Below are 21,413 nucleotides of genomic sequence, written 5' to 3' on the forward strand. Positions count from 1 at the left end.
GGGTGGATACTTTTACTTGGCCAAAAACGGATACCTCGACCTGGCCACCAGTGGGTACTTTTTCATGGCCACGGACACTTCGCAATGGTGAATAACGCCGAGCGATTCGTCAGCCCGATCAACCAGTCAGGCTCTGAAGTCCACTACAACCGGCACAAGCAACCAGCCGACACAGTGAAGGTCATCGAAAAGCTCCGAGAGATCAACCGACGGCCCGGCCCGCAGACAGCTCAGTCTGGCTTCGACGCGTTCGGCATCATGGTCGTCGAATTGCAGAATGACGGCTCACCAATGCACATCGTTGCCGGACCGCCTGCACCCCAACCGGACAACGACTTCCACTACGACAAGATGATCATGCGAACCGCGCACTTGTACGATTCCAGCTTTGCGGCCGTGTAGCCGCCCGGGCGCGTTCTCCCAGCGGCGTCGTTGAAGCCGGATCACTCCGTCAACACTTCTTACCGGGCTAGATCGATAAGGACCCCGTGCTTGTGTAGGTTCTGCAAATGCTCGCGCACACTGGCGGCCACCAGCGAATCCCTGCTGAGGATTCCACACTCCAAACTGCGTTTGGCCCCCGCGGTCGAGAAGTTGGCACTGGTCACCAAGACGGCAGTGTCGTCGACAGCAATCAGCTTCGAATGTTGGATCGCCCACTCGCCGTCCTCCGGTTCAGCCAGCCTCCAAATGCGTGCACCAGCAAGCACATTGCAAATCATTTCAGCCTGCTCAGCGCGTTCTTTGACGTCGACTACGACAGTCACCATGACTCCGCGGTCGATTGCATGACGGAGGGCCAGCAGGTGGGGGGATTTCTTGCCCGCGGAGTAAGTCGCCGCGTAGATGAACGCCGTCGCACTGTTGATCATGTCGAGCGCCGCAAGAGTCGTGTGTCCGCCAGAGCCAGGGACCGAGGGTGAGGTCCATACCGCTACTGGACGCTCCACCTGCGGCACCGCCGCGATTCCGTCAAGCACTGCCGCCACGCGGAGTAAGTCACTGTCCCCGCAGAGCAACTGCCGCAACAGCCGCTGCACTTCCCACCGGTGGGCGGGATACGCCCGCTTGGCCGCGAGGTGAGGCAGCTTGAGTTGACGAAGAGCCGCGGCGATCGACCTGGCTTCGTCAGCACTCAGCAACTCACCTAGTCGAGCGACCTCCGGGGAACTCATCAGAGAAGCGGAAGCCCTTCAAGCAGAGCCGGTGTTCGGACATCCGGATCGGTCATCAGGCCGAGCAGGAGGCGCCGGTCAAGGAAGCGGTTCGTCCGCTCGCAACTCGTCTCGCTGAGGAAGAGGCAGAAATGGCATGCGGCGCCGTGGAGGAACTCCTCCTTGCCCTTGGGCGAGCGATGAGAACAGATCGGATCGGACGAGCATCTTTGTCCGCGACGGATCGCATCCGAGAACAGACGTTCCAGCTTGGCCGGCTTGGCGAGTTCGACCAGGCCTCCCAAAGTACCTTCACCATCGGAGGCAGTCGTACTGATCAACAACCCGGCCGCAGCCGGGTGCTCCTCGTCCGCCGGCCAGGCATAGATTCGCTCGGTCAGGCTGGCGCTGCCATACCCGCTCGACATCGCCGCCTGGCGGATGAGTAGATGCGACAACGTATGGATTGCCCAGTAGCGCGGAGCCGGGAACCGTGAATCCGGATCGATGTCGCCGGCCGTCTTACTCGTGCGGCGTAGGAAGTTCAAACGATGCGCTTGGCGGAAGGCGTCCCACACAGGCAGAGCAAGCACCTGCTGCTCCCATGAAGCGATGACTGACTCATCGAACTGTAGGAAGATCCCTTCTCCCCTGTCTTCCGTGGCAGGCACCCACGTCGGCTTGCCGTTGGCGCAGAGCGGTGCAACACGGGCAGCCGCATCGTCGATGCGATCGAGAGCGTCGATCCTCGTGAAACCGATGAAGGCGTTCACCTTCTTCAACTTCTCTACCGCAACGACCGCCGAAACCACTGGCTGCAATATCTGGGGCACTTCGCGGCGTACTGCCCGGAAGTCACGCGAGCCGCTCATTTGTGTGTACTTCGGTTCGTCTGTCAGCAAAGCCCACTCAGGCGCAAGAATCGTACGAGGATCTGTCTGCTGTCCAGATGAATCCGCGGCCTTCGGAATTACACTCCCCCGCGCAATCTGCACTGCTTCCCAGAGACTTTCACCAGCGACATCGTCGAACTCGTCGGTCTTCAATGCCATTGCCGCCATCTTTCGAAACACCTTCATCTCGGCGACACCGTCTAGGTCGTCGAGATCGGCTTTCGGCAACATCCGCAATAGCACAGCGAGGTCCGTGACTGATTTGACCTCTTCGCGAGGCAAGGCGAGCAACCCGAGCGTGGACGCAAACCACTGGTTGGCCGCTCCAAGCATCAGCAGACGCCCTCGCTGGCCACACTTGTAGAACGCGTCAAGGTGTGGATGCCGACCTCGGCACATGGGGAGCTTATCGGCTGCTTTCGGTCCGACGGCCTCGAGCATGCCTCGGCTCTGTTGACAAGTAAGGCAATGGATCTGCACATCGGGACCGATGTTGCTCTTCCATTCCCGCATCCGGAGTTCAGGGAACTTGCTGCCTGAGCGACACGACCCGCCGCGGTGCACCCACGCGTCGTATGGGAACTCATCGAGGTGACCGTTCACGCATGCGATCATGTAGCGCGCCGGAAGCGCGACCGCCCTGAACGCCTTCTTCTTCCCCTCGAAGCCCTTGCAGTTCTCGTGTTGAAACTCGGCGCGGTCCGGTCGGTATCTCACGACATTGCGATAGACGAATCGATTGTGCGACACCGGCGCCAGCAGGCCGCACCCCGTGCACCTCAGCCATTGCGGAAAGATGCGGCAAGGAATCCCCAGATCGATCGCAGACCCGGCCGCCCATCCCTTCTCTTCTGGCGCCCACGGCGGCTTGCGGAGCTCCGCTACTTGGCTGCCAAGGTGTCCCCGGGTGAGCTCGAGCAGCCGAGGTTCGACGATTGTCTCCGCTCCGCCGGGTCTACGCGCGTACACCCGCTCCCACGCATCGAGCCCTGACGGCATCACTGCGAAATGCGGAAGGTCGACCGTAGCTCCGATGCCGTTGGTGTAGAGCATCGCGGATGGCCGTATCGATCCAACACGCGCGAAGTTCTTCGAGGTCTTGGCTTCGATATCGGCGATGGGGTCGAGGGTCTCTGCACCCACCACGATGGGGTCGGCGTCCTGGAGTATGCCGGCGTCGGCGAGGGATTCGGTCACTTCTTACTCTCGGCTGGAATGTTCCACTTGGGGTAATTGGGCTTCTCTTTGCACGCGAGATTGTCCACCGTAGGGCTGACCAACAGGTTCAGTTCCGGCTGTACCTCTCGCATCGAATTTGCGACAACGAACACTTGATCCGCCGGTTTCAGCAGCGATGATTCCGGGCTGATCAACAAAGGCCACGCTGTGGCGTTCTTTGGCACACGCTCATAAACCAATGCGCCTTGAGTTTCCTCAGCCTTGTCGTGCCAGCGGTCCTGGCGTTGAATCAGTTTCAGCCGCAATCGTTCCGCGGCGGCAGCGTCCTCGACGGCCGGCAGCGCTCGCGCTGTGATCTGTTCGATGAGCTCAGCCACCTTGCCCATGGATTTGAGAATCTCGCCGGCGCCGGCTTCGGGAGAGAGGCCCGCAGCCGTGCGTGCCTGGGTCACCCGAGCAACGCTGACGAGCACACCCATGAGACCCCGCTCCATCGCCGTATCCGAATAAGGAGTGACGCTCAATGCCTCGACCTGCGCGTAGAAGGTCTCATGGTAGTGGCGGAACTGCTCGAAATGTGCCATGTCACGTGGCCTCGACCAGTTGGCCAGCGAAACCACGAGGCCGGGCTTCGACGGGTCGCGGCCGACGCGGGATGACGCCTGGATGTATTCGGCCGTGTTCTTCGGCTGGCCGACGACGAGCATGAGTCCAAGCCTGGGAACGTCGACTCCCACTTGCAGCATCGACGTTGCGAGAACGAAGTCGAATGGCTTGGTCCCCCAGTCGGGTTCCGGTTTACCTGCCTGGCGGGCAGCATCCCGGTCCTTGAAAAACTTCTGGCGTCCCTGCGTACTCCATCGCTGAGTGAACGGCAGCGACAGTTTGTCGAGGTTCACCGAGATGTCCTCTGAGGAAATCCGCGAGGTCAACTCGCCGATTTCGAGCCGCTCGAAATCGTTGGTACGACGCGGAAATGGCTCCGTGTTGCCGGTGACGCGGGTTGTGACGTCATCATCGAGGTAGCGGCGCATACCTGCGAGCTCTCGAGTGGCCGAGAAGTATGCGACGGTTGTCATGTACGGGTCAGCCGCCTCACCGGCCTCGTCGAGCAGCTTCTGTCCCGCGAGCAGTAGCACCTCGGCGATCCGAATCTCCGCCAGAGTCAATCTGATTCCGTGTGCACACACGCCGAGGTACTTGCGCCCGGGCGCGTCGTCGGTGACTGGCACTTCTTTCGAGAAGTAGGTGTCCCGAACGTCGAGGACTTGGGGCGGGAACATGTCGACGCCCCGCCCGTAGAGCGCCTGTACTTGCTGCTCGGCGTTGCGGACGGTGGCGGTAGACGCCACGATCAATGGACGAACCATCGTGCCGTCACGCCGGTACGAGCACAACACGTCGATGGCGTTCTCGAAGACACCGACTGACGTTCCCAAAGCGCCTGTGATGAGGTGGAGCTCGTCTTGGATGATCAAATCCGGTGGGCGCAGTCGGTCAACGCGTTGCACTGCGACCTTCGGATAGTCGCGACGACCACCTTTGACGGCATTGTGCGACGCGCCCTTGCCGCACAGGCCGCGGCTGTCGGGATGCCGGTACCCGTGGCGGGGGCAGTATTCGTTCACGTACCCGAACAGGCTCGCGGCCTCTCCTTCGCGCGCCAGCCGCGCGAATTTGTCGACTGTAGCGAGTAGGAATGTGGGTGGATGCCGGTAAATTTCGTCATCAACGGTGAGGATCGGTAGTGGGCCATCAGCATCGCCCTCGCTGCTGAACGGGCATTCGCCACGGCGCTCTCCGCAATAGACCTCGATGCGCTCGGCAGTCCGGTCGACGTGAAGGTCTCGCTTCGAATCGATCTTGGTGCCGCACCAGGGGCACCGCTGCAGCTGCAAGACCGTCAAACCGAATGGCTTGCTATTCCCGGATTTCACCTCTTCGACTTGCGTTTTCGCATCATCGAAGCGCTTGGGGCTCACTGCGGCCCCGACCCAGAGTCCGATGGTGAAGGGCTTCTCACCCCAGGTTATCGGGTCCTCCTGTCGAATGAGCTCTGCCGCGCAAACGAGCGCGGTCGCGCGCTGAAACTGCTGAGATGTGAGCAACCGCAGGGTGTACCGCATGAGGACAGCGACGCCGTCGCCACCATCGAGAACACCATCGTCGGTGTCGATCTTGCCCTGCAAGCGACGGATCGCAAATGTGTAGGCGGCGAGGCCAAGGTATGCCTCCGTCTTACCGCCGCCAGTCGGGAAGAACAGCAGCTCCACGTTGGCGGCGTCACCACTGCGGAATGGATGTGCCGGATTCGTCAGGGCTGGTATCTGCAGAAGGATGAATGCGAGCTGGAATGGTCGCCAAGAAGCTGCCGAATCACCTTTGGCCTCAATCACGCTCAGCGCATCGTCGATAGTCTGGGAATCATCGGCGGCACGTCGCATGGCGACCTGGCTGCGAATGCGCTGATCGCGCATCGCTCGATTCATGAATCGGAAGGCTTGCATCGCTTGGGGCTGGGAACTCAGATAGTCCACGCCTTCGCGCAAACGAGCAGCCGCGAGCTCTGCTTCCGCGATAGCGTTCGCCGCTGTGTCCTGGAGATGCTCAGGAAGCTGTTCGGCGATCGCGCGCTGCTGATCCAGCCAGGCGTTATACCCGTCGATCAGCGGCGCGAACGCATCGACTACCTGTTCCGACGGGAGCTCTGCCAACTCACGCATTGAGGTGATTGCCGTACCTGCTGATCCAGGTCTGGTTTGCGGGACGTCGGCCGTCGGAAGCCATGTAGTCTCGACGCTGACAGCACGGCGAACACCGTTGCCGTCGGCATCCGTCGGCTCATCCCAAGTGACAGATGTAGTTCGGCCAACCGCGAATTCAAGGCGGTGCCGATACTGAAGATCGAGGCGCTGTCGCTCTTCTTCGGTTTCGTCGTAACCCGACTGCAACACATCACGAGTAGGCAGGAAGACGGGTTCACCGCTGTTCGCCTCAACTCTGAGCTTCGTCTGGAAGAGCCAGTCGGCGGGCGGTGCGTTCATATCTGTGACTTTGTCGTTCGACAGTGCCACTTCGACGATTATCCGGTCGGCAAAAGGAAATAGTTCGACTCGCAACGAAACGAAGTCGTCAAGTTCAATTGGCGGCAGCGAAGTGTGGCTGATATAACCACGGACGTCAATCTCAGAGGTCTTCTCAACGGGGGTCCGACGTGACCATTGAACCTTTCGACCGTCTTTGTCTTCTCGCCGAAAGGTTTCATACCGCCCCCATGATGCCCTGACGGCGAGTAGACCGCAGTCAACGGGCACCTGAAATCGCAAACCCATCGAAGACGGATGCGTCAGAGCCCCTTTGGGGCCTTCGTCACGTTCCTCCTCCTCTCGGGCATCGCCCGGTTCCTCGTCCGTGGTTACCAGCACACCGCGCTGATCCGCATGCTCTACATCGGCATCGGTGATCGCGATGCCACTTTCCTTCGGGTCTGAGGACTCTGCTTCCGCCGATGGCTTGATCGAGGGGTCAATTGTCACTGGGGCAAGAGCTCCGACGGCATAAGCGTCGCGCGGAGTTCGGAGTATCTCCTCTTCCGGTGCGTTTCGCGGCCCGAGAAGCTCCCTCTCTATCAGCGACAGCAGTTCAAAACGAACAACGGTAGAGGGGGTTACGGTCATGAGAACAATTCTTCCTGTCTCCCGGACACGTGCCCGCTCAGGACGCCTGCGCGGCGATGGTTTTCTTCTAGCAGCCGGTCGAGTATTTCCACACGTGCGGACGGCGAGATTGTGAACCGTTCCATCTGTCGATAAGTATGAAAACCATGGCCAAGCTGAACATCATCCCATCCGTACGCTGCGATGGCGGCTGCATCGACCTCAATGTGATTTTCGCGGATCTCCGCAACGTCAGGATCGTTGACTACGTCTGGGTTATTGACAAGGCTGTATAGAGCGGTCAGCCCAAGCTTCCTCCGACACATGATTTCGCGGCGCCTCGTGTCGAGCACTTCACCCACAGCGTGAAGGCGGTCAGTGTTTTGCGGCAGCGGAAAGGTCTCTAGAACATCGGACGGTGTATAGCGTGGATCGCTACGCATAGCAGAGCCATACTTGATTGCCCAGGCTTGATGAAGCCCGGATGAGAGAACTGCTTGGACTCCATAGCAGTCCGTTGCGAACACAACGAGCATCATGCTGAAGACTTGCCCTGTGGGAACCCTCACTGGCATGAGTGTTTTGCTCACCTGCGCGATAGCTAGCACGTGCTCAAGGTGCCTGACCGCCGTTCGTAGCCCGGTCGCCCGCTCTGCGAATTGCCACCATCGGTCACGGCGGGCGGCTCTAGCGTTTTTTGCTCGTTCCGGTTTGACTTCCCGCTCTAAGCGAGCGAAAGGGGCTCGGTACCTCTGCGCTTCGCCTTCACTGCGGTCGTTGAAGTCGATAATCCACCTGGACCCAGAGAGATCCGGCCGACCGTTGAGGTCTTCTCCAGTGAGGTAGGGGAAGAGTACCTCGGCATTCGCCGAATCCATGTTGATCCACTCATGCGCCTCGGTGGGCGAAAGTAGAAAGCCTCTACCCAACGGTATGCAGCCTTGATACGCAATGCCGGCATTCTCCTCCAAGCGGAGCGGCTTTCCATCTTCGCGACCCACCGGTTCTAGGAGCGTCGAGATTCGATTCACAGCAACTTCGTCGCTAACCCGAGAAACATCAGCGGGTACGTCGGCCTTCGTACCCCAGACTGCCGCGAACTCTAGGTTCACGGTTGATGCTGGCCACGTCCGACTCTGAATCGCTCTTACGATCGTGAAGCCCGAAGCCACCATTCGATCAAGCCCGACTTCGCGTGTATCACCCTGCGCCAACGTATTTGTGGCGATAAGACCGAGCGTACCCAAATCGCGCAGGATTGCATAGGCTCGTAAGAAGAAGTACGCGACTAGATCGGCACTTCCTCGAGTGCCTTCAGCGATAACGTTGACGAACCAATCGCGCACGTTGGTACCGGACGCACCTGTTAGTTTCTGGCCGCCAAGAAAAGGCGGATTGCCAATGATGGTGTCGAAGCCGCCACGTTCCATGACGTCGGGTACTTCGATAGCCCAGTGCAGGGGCTGCCAGTGGTCGTAGTCGGTTTCGACTGTCGGGGTTAGCCCTTTCGCGATGATGGCGTCGAGTTTCGCCCGGTCACCGGTTGGTCGATCACTTGGGAACGCCTCGGCCAGTGCCCATTCCAGCGATTTGTAGGCGTCTTCGAGCTGGGCGCCTGGTTTCCCTCCAAGGACGAGGCCGGCTGCGATGATCCCGTCGGCCATCAGCCGCAGTTGTGCGGTGACTTCCTCGGCTCGCCGGAGGAGCCTTAGCTTGCCTGCTATTGACCGTTGGGGATCGTCCTCGTCGACCGGGGAGGCCAATTCACGCCGCAACCGAGTAGCTTCCGCAAGAACGGCATCGACATCGACAAAGGGCTGTAGGAACTTGCGTTTCCTATTCGGATCGATGTGAAGGTGGCGCAGTTGATCGAGTGTCGTCACTCCGAGCAGTGAATTGCCGCAAAGGATCTTGTCGTCGACAAAAGAGAATGGCTTCGTCTTGTCCAGCGACACCAACCACAGCGAGAGCTTGCACATTTCGACGGCCATTGAATTGATGTCCGCACCGTAAAGGCACCGTGCCACCACCTCGCGGATTGCGCGCTCCTCGGCGAGTATAGGATTGGCGACTTCGGCGTCGCTGAGCATCCCTTCCTCGGTCCATGCTTCGGTGACGCGCTTGGCCAGGAATCTCGCCGCTGCGACCAGGAACGCTCCCGAGCCCGCGGCGATATCAGCGACCTTCAGGTCAAGAATTGCCGTGCTGGACTTCAGTTTCCACTCGTCGACATCGTTGGTCTGCAATGGGCCCGGCTCATACACCACTGGTTCGAGGGCATACTTGACAACTTCCTCGGCCAGCGACCGCGGTGTGTAGTGCGCTCCGGCGTTGCGACGCGAAGGAGTCTCGATCACCACCAATCCACCCGGCGGGACAACCAGCGGGATACCTCGCAGGTCGCGACGGATGAGATTTCCCCACCGAATCAGATCAACCAGCAGCTCTGGCTCATGCCCTGCGACCGGTGTGAGGAGACGCCGCAATTCCGCCTCATCGACCGGATCGTCCGTCAGCTTCTTAAGCTTGGCGGCCGTCTTGATGCTCGCGGCGGGTTGGTCTTTCTTCACCCACTCGATCAACTTGTCGACGAAAGTCTTGGTACTGCCTGCGCTTTCGCGCAGCTCGTTCAGCTGGCTGAGAGTGATCTCCGGCTCCTCGCCCTCCTTGCCGACCAGCCCAACCACGACATCGTCGGAAACGGTGGCGCAGGTGTATCCCAGCAAGCCTTCGTAGATATAGCCGATCTGTTCAACATCGATGTCGCGGAACGAAATCCGACGCGACTCACCGCGAACCTTCGCCTCCTGCACAGACTGCAGCACATGCAGCATCACTCGATCCGACACCTGCACCCGCAGACCATGTTGATCAGTCGCGGTCAGCCACGGGAACCGAGCCGGATCCAACAGCGAGCCGCCGTAGGCGGGCATGCGCATCTCGTCGTAGTTCACACCGAAGTACAGCGCATCACTGACCGCCAACAGCCGATGCCACACATCGTGCGTTTCGTCGAGATGTTCTTCACCGTGAGCCAACGCCCGGTCTTTGAGGTCGTCGAGAAGCTCACGGATAGCGTAGGAGTCCCAATACAACCGCTCGGTTGGCAGCATCCCCCGTTCTTCCGCGAACAGCAGGAACACCACCCGCATCATCACGGTGACCGCTGCTTGATACACGTCATCGGGCTTCTCTGTCAGCGGATCGGACTCACCATTCTCGGCGGCAAGCAGTCGTGTCTCGGAGAACGCTTGCACCAGAAGCTCGACCGACTTACGGACCTGAGTACCGAGGGCCTCGGTGATCTCCTCGGCCTCGAGTTCGCTGCGCTGCAACAGCCGCGCCAGCCTGTGATCGGGATTCTTCGCCCGTAGTTGCTGCTGATCGATCAGCGTCAGGAACGCGTCACGCAGCAGCGGTTCTTCACCCCAGGTGACCGCGTCAACGATGCCCGAACCGGTGGCCGTGCCTTCCTCGGCCCATACGATACCCCACCACCGGCCGTCCGTGACCAGACCGATCGGGACCCCTGCTTGCCGTAAAAGTGCTGCCATCCGGTCGATTTCGGTCGCCGCCCACCCATCCAAGCCAGGCCCACGTAAATCTTCGGTCGGCGAGACCACCCGCAACAACGCCGCGACCTCACCGCTCTCCCGGCCCCGCAACCCTCCGTCCGCGCGAATCCGTACCTGCTCACCCGGCGAATGGATCTCGAACTCCGCAGGCAACTCGTCGGCGCCAATACGAAGACCGTCCCAGCCGGCGAGCTCGTCGAGCACCGTATCGATCCAGGCCCGCGCCGTCGCTGCGTACTGATCCCGCTTCTCGAGCGATTGCTGGTCATAGGCACGCAGCCAGACCGTGAAGCCCTGCTTGAACCGCACCAACCGGTCATCGGCATCCCCCAACCGATCAACCCCACTGGGCCAGAACCCCTTGACGACAGGCAACGACAAAAACGGGCCATCGACGTCGAACTGCTCGAGCCAACCGAAATCCGGACCAGTGCCCCGACGGGACCGCCTCATCGGATGCTCACCTCCCCCCGCTCGATGTCCCTCGGCGACAACGCGAACAACACCGCACCATGGAACGTTCGGGCCTGCACATCGGTATAACGCGCGTCCACCGCCACCAACTCCTCGTCACGCTCATCAGCCAGAGCCTCCATGCGCGCCCGGATCTGACGCAGGTCCCGTTCGCTTTGGCGGCGCTCATCATCGAACAGCGTGAGCTCGGATTCGATCGCCTCCGCTTCCGCTAGAGCCGATTTCAGCGTCACACCAAATCGTCCGAATGTCGCGATGACTCGCTCACGATCCGCCTTCCGGCGCTCTTCCAGCTGCGCCGCGATCGCGTTCTGTCGACGTTCCACCCGGTCGGCAACAGCCTTGGCCACGCGCGCTCGGAGGCCGTCATCCTTATCGTCATCCCACGCTCTCGCCAGTTGTTCGGCGATGGACACCGGGACAGGCTCGAGGCGCTCTGCGTCGAGGGCCTTCTCGAGCAAATCCTCGGCGCGGTGTTCGCCGACCGCTTGCCGCCGGCCCAACCGTGTACCCGCAAGGAACACCTCTTCGTGGAGTCGAAGCCCCGCCTTCCCGATGAGGATCAAGCGCGTGACCGCCGCAGCGAAGGACTCCTCCAGGCCAGGAACGACGACTGCGGTCACCCGTTCCAGCGATCGCTCGCCGCCCCACAGAGCGGACCGCAATCTGCGAGTGGCGCGCTGCAGTAGGGGGCTACCGAGGTGCATGTACACCACGTCGGGATCTTCCGCGAGCACGGCCGGATCGAAGGCGATCGGTCGGAGATTTTCACGGTCCAGGGCCGTCGTGAGCCCGCGCGTCACCTGCTCCCAAGAGCTGCCGAGGGCGGGCAGGCGAAAGACCGGAACATCGGTGCGGTCCGACCCGACTTCCTCGATAGTAGGTAGCCGGTCAAGCTCGAACGCGACGTCGACGACCCGCTTCAAATTCGCCGGCCGCAAGTGGAGCGTTTCACGACTTTCAGCGATGTCCTGCGCCAACTTGGTGAGCTCTGCGCCGACATCCCGCCCGCCAGCAAGCATCTGCCCGATCGGACTCTTCTCGGCCTTCCCCTTGCGCGGCGCTGCGTCGATGCCGCCGAGTTGGCGTTGCAGGTCTGGCGCGATGATCTCGTTGGCCGAACCGAGATCGGCCATGATCTGCGCGACTTTCTTGGCGACTCGTGCCAGCAAGTCGACGTCTCTTGTGAGTTGAGACTGCTCGTCATCGGTCGCGAAATGGCGGATCTCCGGGTCGTGGGTCTGTCCATAACGGTCGATGCGGCCGATGCGTTGCTCGAGCCGGTTGGGGTTGAACGGGATGTCGAAGTTGACGAGCCGGTGGCAGTAATCCTGCAGATCGATGCCTTCGCCGGCGGCGTCCGTCGCCAGCAGAATCCGCAGCTTCTCACGAGGCGGGTCGGTGTTGAAACGGGCACGGATGACTTCGCGTTGTTCACTGTCCGTAGAGCCGTCGATCACCGCGACGCGGTCCGCCTCGTAACCGCGTTGTCGGAGGATGCCGTGGATCCATTCGAGCGTATCGACGTACTCGGTGAAGACGACGACTCGTTCGTTGAGCCATTCACCGTTGGCTTTGGTGTTGGCTTCGAGGTAGTCGACGAGGGCCGTGAGCTTCGAGTCGGCGCGTGCTTCGTAGCTGTGTCCCCAATCGCTCAGCCAGTCGAGGTCGTCCTTGTCCGCGGCGGTCAGTGGCGGTAGCGCATTCTTGGTTTGTTGAAGAGTCTGAATTTCCGGCTGCTCGACGCGCCCTTCTTCCAGCTCGTCGGCATCGACACCAAGGACTTCGTCGTACTCCGCGTCGAAGTCGATAGCCAAGCCACGCTGGCGGGTGTCCTTGTATACATCGACAGTTCGGGCGAAAGCCACGGGTGACGAGAAGAACCGCTTCTTCAGGAGCAGCGTAGCCATGTCCTTGGCGCCGCGGTCGTCGCCCTTGGCGGCAGCGTCGCGGCGCTGTGTGAAAGCGATCAACCGGTCGTATGCTGCTTCTTCGTCTGCCGATGGCGTGATGAGCAGCTTTTCGACTTTCCGTTCGCGGAATTGGCCGGGCAAGTCCTTCTTGAGACGTCGTACGGCGACGGCTTCAAGTGCCTGTTCGTCCATGAACTTGCCCCGGACGAAGCGCTGCGGGTCGATCATCTCCAGCAGTGCAGTGAACGACTCGGTGTAGCCGTTGTGCGGGGTTGCCGAGAGGAAGAGCCGGTGTTCGGAGCGCTCAGCGAGGTCGCGGACGGCCCGGGTGCGCTGAGAATCGACGGCGTAGCCCTTGCGCAGGCCGACTTTGTCCGTTCTTGTCGGCGTTGCCGGAGCCACGTGGTGAGCCTCGTCGACGACGAGGACGTCAAAGGCGAAGCGCGACCCTGCGCCACGTGACTTGGTGATCAGCGCGTCGCGGAGTTGGCGCTGCGCGCGTGGGCCGGGAAGCCACGCCATCGACACGATGATGCGCGGAAACAGCGTGAACGGGTTGGCGTGGACGCCGTGTGTGCGACGAACTTCCTTCATCGTTTCGGAGTTGACGATCCGGAAGTCGAGGCCGAACTTGTCGTGCATCTCGTTCTGCCACTTCACGGACAGACCGGCGGGGCAGACGATGATGACCGTGCGTGCCCGGTGGCGAAGCAACAGTTCTTGGATGACCATTCCTGCTTCGATCGTCTTGCCGAGACCGACGTCGTCGGCGAGAAGCAAGTTGGCGCGAGGTGCGCTCAGCGCTCGTCGGAGCGGCTCCAATTGGTACGGCTCGACCTTTGCGCCCGAACGGAAGGGCGCCTGGACTGTCTTGACGTCGGCGCTCGTGACGGCACCCCATCTCAGCGCGTCGATGAATGCTGCCAGGCGTTCGGGCGGGTCGAACCTGCTCGCGTCGATTCGGACTGGCAGGTCCTGGGGCGGCTTGAGGCCCCGTCCCGGTTCGAGTTCCCAGACGACGCGTAGCTCGTCGCCAAGTCGGTCATCCTCGACCGACTGGAGTGTCACTGCGTTCTGCAGTTGCCGGACCGCATCGTCGTGGGCGCTGCGAGGGAGACTCTGCTGCTGGACATCCGTAACTGCCCAATTGGAACCGCGAACGGTGACGATTTGGCCGACCTCGGGAACTCCGATGTGGTCGTCCGAGGCCGCCTGAGTACTGGTTGTCACGGATCCTCCGTTGCCTGAGGGGGAGCTGCGGGGACTTGTGTGCTCGGCGCAGTCTTGCCTGGCACCCGCAGAGCGCTGCGTCTCCCCGTACGCGATGAAAGCTACGCGGACGACCTCTCGGAGGTTTTTCGTGTTCCGCAGTCCGCGAAGATACGCCATCTGAGCCTTGCGGTTGGTGATTCGACCCTCATCGCCGCGGAGTGCGCGCAGAGCATCCACGACAAGAGTGCGCGAATGGCGGTCCCGGGGCAACCACGCGTCTCGAAGTGCGGGCCATGCTTCCTTGATGAAGTCATCTGTAGGGCGCGCCCGGTAGACAGACCTCAGCGCCTCTGCGCGGTCGAGGTTCTCGTAGTTGACGAGGAGCGCTTGACAAAGGGGGTCGAGCAGCCACACGGGCAGATTGGACCACCGGAACCGGTAGCTAGGCATTTACCGCCAGCTCGATGACCTCAAAGACCTGGCCAGCAGATGACGTGACGTTTCAGCGAACTTAATCGACCCAAGCGCGGACACTTCCCTCCTCCGTCGGCTAAGCCTACGAGGAACTCAGCACAGCGTCTCGTTTATGCGCGCATTTGATTGCCCCTCCCCTTCCAGCTAGTCGCTCGCACCGGAAAGGAAGTGCAATTCGACGAGCGGTCTGAGCAAGCAGGTTCGAGTGGCCAGGGCTCAAGAACAGTGGCAACCGCCGACTCTCGCTATTAGGGGACCCTGGGAACATTGCACGGTCGGCTTCACCGGCTGATGCAGACGGGAAATGTCCCGAGTGTCAGCAACTGCCCGTATGGTCACTTTGAGTCCCGTGGCACGATGTGACACATAGCGCGAATGGAGCAAGGAAAAATGCCCACTCTAGCGATCGATAGAGGTTTCCTGGGAGATCTCGCAAAGCTGGAGAAGCCCGTTGTCAGGCGCGTGACCGAGGTCTTCGACGAGTTCGACGCTGCCACCCATACCGGTCTGCACCTGGAGAAGATCAACAACGCCCGAAATCCCCGGTTCCGTTCGATCCGTATCGACCAGTCGTGGCGTGGCATCGTGCTGGCGCCCGCCAGCGGGGACGTGTACACGCTCCTCAAGGTGCTGCCCCACGATGACGCCTACGCGTGGGCGCAGCGGAGCAATATCTCAGTGAACGCGGCCACTGGCGGCATCGAAATTCGCGATGAAGTCGAATTGGAACGTCAGATCCCGGGGATGGAGGCGAGTGCAAGAACCGCCGAGACCCCGCTCTTCGATCATGTCCGCGACGGTGAGTTATCGAAGCTCGGCGTCGACGAGAGCGTACGAGCTTTTGCCAGAACAGTGACAGATTACGCGCAGCTCGAGGCGGCGAAGTCTTTCCTCCCGGGAACGCAGTGGGATGTGCTCATGGGATTGGCAGCCGGGTTCACTCCCGAAGAAGTCTGGGCCGAACTGGGCGCCGAGATCTTGAACGAACCGGTCGATACCGAGGACATCGACGCGGCGATCCTCCGTAGCCGGGACCGCGTGGTCTTGGTGGAGGGCCCGGACGAACTGATGGAGATCTTCGCCTATCCGTTCGCTACATGGCGGGTGTACCTCCACCCCACGCAGCGGGCGGTCGTCGACGCCGCGTACAAAGGACCGGCGCGTGTCACTGGCGGTCCCGGTACCGGAAAGACAGTGGTTGCGCTCCACCGAGCCCATATGCTCGCCCGACGCGACGGCGGCAAAGTTCTTGTCACGACTTTCACTTCGACCCTCTCGGACAGTCTCCGTTCGGGACTCGACATGCTCATCGACGACAGAAAAGTCGACGGGCGCATCGAGGTATCTCATGTCGACAGGTTGGCGCATCGGGTGTTCCGCCAAGTGCACGGCGCACCCCACATGTTGGGGTCCGAAGACGAGAAGGCGTTGTGGGCGGGCCTCGCCGACGAACTCGGACTCAACTTCACCTCGGTATTTCTGTCCGAGGAGTGGCGTCAGGTGGTTCTCGCACGACGAATCAGTACTGCCGACGCGTACCTGGCTGCCAAGCGCACCGGCCGAGGCCGCGCGCTCGGCGCCGCACAGCGTGCACAGGTCTGGCAGGCGATATGGGAGTTCGAGCAGACACTCATCAAACAAGGACTATGGACCCACGAAACCATCCGTCGTGAGGCCACCCGACTACTCGAAGATTCGCCCGACAAACCGTTCCGTCACATCGTCATCGACGAAGCACAGGACCTCAGTCCCGACCAGTGGCGACTGCTGCGAGCAGCAGTCGCCGAAGCACCTGACGACATCTTCATCGCGGGCGACACGCACCAGCGCATCTACGACAATCACGTCAGCTTCCGAGAAGTCGGCATCAACATCGCTGGCCGATCCTCTCGACTGAACATCAATTACCGGACCACTGCTGAAATCCTGGGATGGAGCCTGGGTCTCATGCGGGGCGAACCGATCGATGACATGGAGGGTGGACTCGACTCGATCGCAGGCTGCAGATCCTATGTTCACGGTCCTCGGCCCACGCTGAGAGGATTGCGAACAGCAGAAGCGGAGGCCGAGTCCATCGCTCAGGCCGTCAATGAGTGGATCGACCGGGGTGTCGCACCTTCTGAGGTGGGAATCGCCGTACGCGCCAGGTGGTTTGCGTCGAAGATCGAGCATGCGCTCAAGGCCGCCGGTATCGCAAGCGTTGATCTCGCGCGCGCATCGGAGGGCGATGATGCAGTCCACATTGGCACGATGCACAGGATGAAGGGCTTGGAGTTCCGGTGTATGTGCGTTGCTGGCGTGAGCGCCAAGTGGGTGCCGGCGGCAAACGCTGTCACTCCCATCGAGGATGACAAGCAAACGCATCGGCGTGACCTCGAACGGGAACGTTGCTTGTTGTTCGTCGCCTGCACACGGGCGCGTGAAGAACTCCTCGTCACTTGGCACGGCGATCCCAGCCCATTCATAACGGACCTCGTACCTGGAGAACTGGAGGATCGGTGACCCGTCTCTCGACACTGCTGGATGAAATCGATTCTGGAGCAGTGCTACTCCCGGAATTCCAGCGTGGTTACGTGTGGAACAGGGATCAGGTCCGCGGCCTTATGCGCTCGCTTTACCGCGGATATCCGGTCGGGGGTCTCCTCATGTGGGAGACCACGTCGGAGGACATCACGGTACGGGGGTCCGCTGGCGGCAGTGGCACTCGCCAATTGCTCCTCGACGGCCAACAGCGGGTCACGTCGATGTACGGCGTCATCCGCGGGACTCCACCGCCGTTCTTCGAAGGCGACGCAAGTGCATTCACTGGTCTCTACTTCAATGTCGAAACCGAGGCGTTCGAGTTCTACGCTCCCACAAAAATGACCGGCGACCCGACATGGGTGAATGTCACTGAACTATTCCACCGTGGTCCGACCAAGTACTTGAGAGCCTTCCCGAATGCGGATGACGACACACTGGACACCTACATCGACAGGCTCAACCGCATCGCTCAGATTGCGAACCGAGACTTCAACCAGGAGAAGATCACCGGCGCCGGCAAGACCGTCGACGAGGTCGTCGACATCTTCAACAAGGTGAACTCTGGTGGCACCAAACTGTCGAAGGGCGATCTTGCACTGGCCAAGTTGTGCGCTGAGTGGCCGGACGCCCGAAAAGAGCTCCGGGATGACCTGGAGCGCTGGCGCAAGGCTGGCTTCAGATTCTCGCTGGACTGGCTACTGCGGAACACAACAGCAGTGGCAAACAGGCCGTGCCCTCTTCTCTTCTTTGAGCGCGGTTTCCGCGGGACAGTTCCGATCCGCGCTTCAGCAGTCCGTCAATCACATCGGCACCTTCCTTGATGCCTCATCAGGACGCCTCGGGCTCGACCATGACCGGGTTCTCATGGGCCGATACGCCACACCGGTCATCACGCGCCTGCTACACCTGAACGGAGGGGGTTTCACCGACAGCTCTCATCGCGACAAGGTGTTGTACTGGTACGTGCACTCCGCGCTCTGGGGCCGCTTCAGCGGCTCCACCGAAACCGTTCTGCAGCAGGATTACGAAGCTGTCGAGCGCGGTGGAGTCGACGCTTTGATTGCGACACTAGAGCGAGTCCGCGGAGGGCGACTTTCGATAGGGCCTGACGACTTCGGGGGCGCGACTCGCGGCTCACGCTTCTACCCGATGCTGTACCTCCTGACCCGAGTTGACGGCGCCCGCGACTTCGGCAGCGGCTTGGAATTGCGCGCAGAGCTGTTGGGCAAGCTCACCTCGCTGCAGGTGCATCACATCTTCCCGAAAGCCCTGCTGCGTAAGCATGGGCTCGACCGCAACGAGATCAACGCGATCGCGAATTTCTGCTTCCTCACCCAGGACACCAACCTGAAGATCGGTAAGCGAGATCCCGCGGAGTACTTACCCGAGGTGCAGAGCAAGCACCCGGGAGTACTGGAGTCGCAATGGATTCCCACCGATCCAGATCTGTGGCGGGTCGACCGATATCTCGACTTCCTCGCTGCACGTCGTGAACTACTTGCAGCGTCAGCACAAAGGTTCCTCGAGAGCCTCCGCAATCCAGACGTACCGCACGAGGAAGCTGCTCTCGAGCGCCTGCAGGTAGTCGACGAAGTCATCGATGACCCGCGGGCGGAACAAGTCCGCAGCCTCATCTCCGAGCTGGAAGGCCGCGGTTTCGCGACGCCCCGTGTCGATGCCGAGATTCCAGACCCGGTCACTGGCGTGGAATTGGCTGTTGCAGAGGCGTTCTGGCCGGACGGCCTACAAAGCGGCATGGGCGATCCCGTCGTGTTGGAGCTGGACGCCGACGATGCCGACCTCCCGCGACTGGAAGAGCTCGGATACAAAGTATTCACGTCAGTCGACGCGCTCCTGGGCTTCGTCGAGAACGAAGGTGCCAGTGCTGCTGGTGAGGATCCAGCAGAGCACGAACCGCAAGCTGACACCAAGCAAGACACCAGTGTTGAGAAGCATTTCGCACAGCGGATGCTGGACGCCTATCGGCAGGCGGCTTCGGAAGCCGGATACAACGCCAGCTACTACCGCAGTATGCTCGCGCAGCTCGCCCTATCGAGACCGCTCGCAAATTGCTGAGCTCTCCCGCCGTGTCGGATGGCTTCGCTGCTCTCTGGGAGCGAGGGCGCATGGACCTCACCGTGGAAGCCATCGTCGTCGATCCGCATTTCGCGGAGCTGTTCAGCGAAGACGAAATCGGCATCGCAAACCGTCGGCTGGAGCAGTTCGGCTATACGCCGTGACGTCGCAGAGAGGAATCGGTTTCCCCGTCCAACATGAAGTGGACATACCGGAATACCTGCTGGGCCTCACGCAACACGATGTCGACGGACAAATCAACGTATGGAAGGCCGCCTCGGCGTGGGAAGGACTGTCGAACTCGCGCCCGAAGTTGGCGCAGGCTCTGGCCGCTGAAGTTGCCCAATTCGGCGGGATCCGCCGGAGCTTCGTACACGGGTATGCGGATGAGGACCCTCTCGACCTCTTCTACGCCGCCATGGCATGGGGATTCGGTACGACGAACGTTCGCTTCCCGATTCAGCGAGCACTACTCCTGAACCCACCGGTCGACAAGATCCGCGACGTTGTCAAGCTAGTTAGGACGGCAGGGGCCGAAGCTGGCTGGCACGCCCTTCATCATCGACACAAGATCACGGGGCTCGGATACGCGTTCGGCACGAAACTTCTCCACTTCGCGGGCTATAGGTTGGCTCTACGGCCACGACCACTGATCCTCGATTTGAACGTCCTGCTGGCGCTTCACGAAGCGGGCACAGGCATTCTTGCCGCCGGGAGGGTCTGGCGGGCGGACTACATGTACTACTTGGACCTCGCCGAGCGGTGGTCGGCTACGCGGAGCTGGGATGTGACACCGGAGGCGGTCGAGTACGGACTCTTCAGACGAGGACAGATTCTCTCCGACTGTGCCGCAAGGCGGCGACGCAACCGCGGCGCGTACATGGGACCGGAGTGAGATCAGGTTTACAGTCAGAGACTCAGACATGCACAGTCGTGCCGCCATTCGCCCCGGACACGAAGTCGCCGATAATGACCGATTGGCGACTGCACGCCCACGTTGTTGACACCTGCGAATCGACTCCGGATCGCGCCCGTATCAACCATGTTTCATCTTCTTGTGGTTGCCAATAGCTTCAGCGAACCACACCTGTTCGTCGCGGTCATGTCGTAAATGAGCGCGGTAGTTTCCGTCAACCCTGACGGAGTAGACGTTTGGTCCCGCCTTCTTCCACTGTTTGAAGTCAAGGCTCTTCAGGGCGGTCGATCGGGCAAGATCTGCTTTCCTCTTCAGCCATTGCTTCTGAAGCTTAGGGTCGAGCTTCGATAGCGCACTTTGAAACTTTGGTGTCTCCTCCACATCCTCCACCGCCCGGAAGAGAGAAATGCCGATACCCAGCCGCTGGAGCAGGTGGACCGGGTCATCGACGATGATCGGGCATCGAGTCCAGTCGATTCGCACGGGATTGGGGTAGAAAATCAAAGTGTCCAACTCATGCGGAACATGCCAGCTTGTTTTCGACACTTGGTGGTACATGTCGGCTAACCAGCTGCATTCGAGCAAATAAGAACCGCGTGTCTTGGCGACTTTTGGGCCGTGATCATAGACGGGCGGCTGACGTTCACAGAAGCGCCTGAGGGCCGCATAGGTGCCGACCGAGTTGGCCAACGAGCGCGTTGGATGCTTGAACCCGCGAAGCATGTAGGCGTTTGCTAGCGCTTCCTCCTGCTCGATATACCCGCTGCCGTTCAGAAACCCTCGGGCGTTCCAGTAGACATCGACGCCGGTGGTCAACTCCCAGTTGGCCGTCATGCAGTCCACTTCGAAGTGGAAAAGCTCGTGCCGAAGGATGGCGTGGAAGGCGAGCTCAATCCGCCGCTCGACAGGTAGTTCCACCCTCTGGAAGGCGTGCAGCACAAGCCAAAGGACGCCTTCTACCGGGATGTAAACGCCATGTTGATATCGCCTCTGGTGGAAGGTGACGTACCAGCCAAGCGCATCTGTGCCGCGGATTTGATGCAGTTGTCGAAGCTCCTCGATGCGGTCCTCCCCGAGCACATTGCGGATGTCCGCATCGGTGACAGACGGCGGAACCTCGAAGACGACGGAGGGTTCGTCTGTTACGCCCTCGTCCGGATCGCTTTCCAACGGCGCGTTCCCTGCCTCCGTTTCAAGCAGAGCGTCTTCAGGGGCCCACAGCGGAACCTCAGTCGCAGGATCTTCGCCCCCACGCGCGTCCTCCGGCAGCGGCTCGTCCCGGATGGCGCCTGGCACCTCTTCGAGGGCGGAGCGGATCGCACGCACCGAAGGCGGTCCGTAGATGTTGTACACGATTCTCCTTCCGTA

General features: G+C 60.9%; 10 protein-coding genes and 1 pseudogene. 5 read left to right on the top strand and 6 right to left on the bottom strand.

Annotated features, from left to right (window positions below):
* A pseudogene (locus AU194_RS22990) lies at positions 1–402 on the top strand (hypothetical protein); the annotation flags it as partial.
* Between the two features lie 59 nt (positions 403–461).
* Here AU194_RS22990 and drmC read toward each other — a convergent pair.
* Genes drmC through drmD form a run of 5 tightly spaced genes read right to left on the bottom strand, consistent with a single transcriptional unit; the run spans position 462 to position 14,074 of the window.
* Positions 462–1,175 carry a DISARM system phospholipase D-like protein DrmC gene (drmC, locus tag AU194_RS22995; protein ID WP_231743550.1) on the bottom strand — a complete coding sequence of 238 codons (714 nt, stop codon included), beginning with the start codon at positions 1,173–1,175 and terminating at the stop codon, positions 462–464.
* A complete protein-coding gene (gene drmB, locus AU194_RS23000) occupies positions 1,175–3,244 on the bottom strand; it encodes a DUF1998 domain-containing protein (RefSeq protein ID WP_059091583.1) in 2,070 nt (689 codons plus the stop codon). The genes drmC and drmB overlap by 1 nt, the downstream gene beginning before the upstream one ends.
* Positions 3,241–6,903: a DISARM system helicase DrmA gene (gene drmA, locus AU194_RS23005; RefSeq protein WP_059091584.1), complete on the bottom strand. Its 3,663-nt coding sequence runs from the start codon at positions 6,901–6,903 to the stop codon at positions 3,241–3,243. Before drmA ends, drmB begins: the two co-directional genes overlap by 4 nt.
* Positions 6,900–10,910, bottom strand: a complete 4,011-nt coding sequence (locus tag AU194_RS23010) for a DNA methyltransferase (RefSeq protein WP_059091585.1) — start codon at positions 10,908–10,910, stop codon at positions 6,900–6,902. The genes drmA and AU194_RS23010 overlap by 4 nt, the downstream gene beginning before the upstream one ends.
* The gene (gene drmD, locus AU194_RS23015; protein ID WP_231743551.1) at positions 10,907–14,074 is read right to left on the bottom strand and encodes a DISARM system SNF2-like helicase DrmD; all 3,168 of its coding nucleotides are present in this window, start codon (positions 14,072–14,074) and stop codon (positions 10,907–10,909) included. The genes AU194_RS23010 and drmD overlap by 4 nt, the downstream gene beginning before the upstream one ends.
* 846 nt (positions 14,075–14,920) lie before the next feature.
* On the opposite strand from drmD, the gene AU194_RS23020 reads away from it, so the two are divergent.
* From AU194_RS23020 to AU194_RS23030, 4 genes are all read left to right on the top strand, one after another.
* On the top strand, positions 14,921–17,032 hold the full coding sequence (locus AU194_RS23020) for a UvrD-helicase domain-containing protein (protein WP_059091600.1): 2,112 nt from the start codon (positions 14,921–14,923) through the stop codon (positions 17,030–17,032).
* On the top strand, positions 17,029–17,874 hold the full coding sequence (locus tag AU194_RS32725; RefSeq protein WP_231743553.1) for a DUF262 domain-containing protein: 846 nt from the start codon (positions 17,029–17,031) through the stop codon (positions 17,872–17,874). The genes AU194_RS23020 and AU194_RS32725 overlap by 4 nt, the downstream gene beginning before the upstream one ends.
* Positions 17,801–19,129, top strand: coding sequence for a hypothetical protein (locus AU194_RS32730; protein WP_231743554.1), 1,329 nt, complete (start codon positions 17,801–17,803; stop codon positions 19,127–19,129). Before AU194_RS32725 ends, AU194_RS32730 begins: the two co-directional genes overlap by 74 nt.
* Before the next feature lie 160 nt (positions 19,130–19,289).
* Positions 19,290–20,024 carry a hypothetical protein gene (locus AU194_RS23030; RefSeq protein WP_059091587.1) on the top strand — a complete coding sequence of 245 codons (735 nt, stop codon included), beginning with the start codon at positions 19,290–19,292 and terminating at the stop codon, positions 20,022–20,024.
* Between the two features lie 141 nt (positions 20,025–20,165).
* Here AU194_RS23030 and AU194_RS23035 read toward each other — a convergent pair whose 3' ends face one another.
* A complete protein-coding gene (locus tag AU194_RS23035) occupies positions 20,166–21,398 on the bottom strand; it encodes a hypothetical protein (RefSeq protein ID WP_059091588.1) in 1,233 nt (410 codons plus the stop codon).
* Positions 21,399–21,413 lie beyond the last annotated feature (15 nt).

The organism is Mycobacterium sp. GA-2829 (genome assembly GCF_001499965.1).
Lineage (GTDB): Bacteria > Actinomycetota > Actinomycetes > Mycobacteriales > Mycobacteriaceae > Mycobacterium.

Excerpts from the sequence above, each read along its gene's own strand:
- drmC (WP_231743550.1), bottom strand. The coding sequence starts at position 1,175 with ATGAGTTCCCCGGAGGTCGCTCGACTAGGTGAGTTGCTGAGTGCTGAC.
- AU194_RS23020 (WP_059091600.1), top strand. The coding sequence starts at position 14,921 with ATGCCCACTCTAGCGATCGATAGAGGTTTCCTGGGAGATCTCGCAAAG.
- drmA (WP_059091584.1), bottom strand. The coding sequence starts at position 6,903 with ATGACCGTAACCCCCTCTACCGTTGTTCGTTTTGAACTGCTGTCGCTG.
- AU194_RS23010 (WP_059091585.1), bottom strand. The coding sequence starts at position 10,910 with ATGAGGCGGTCCCGTCGGGGCACTGGTCCGGATTTCGGTTGGCTCGAG.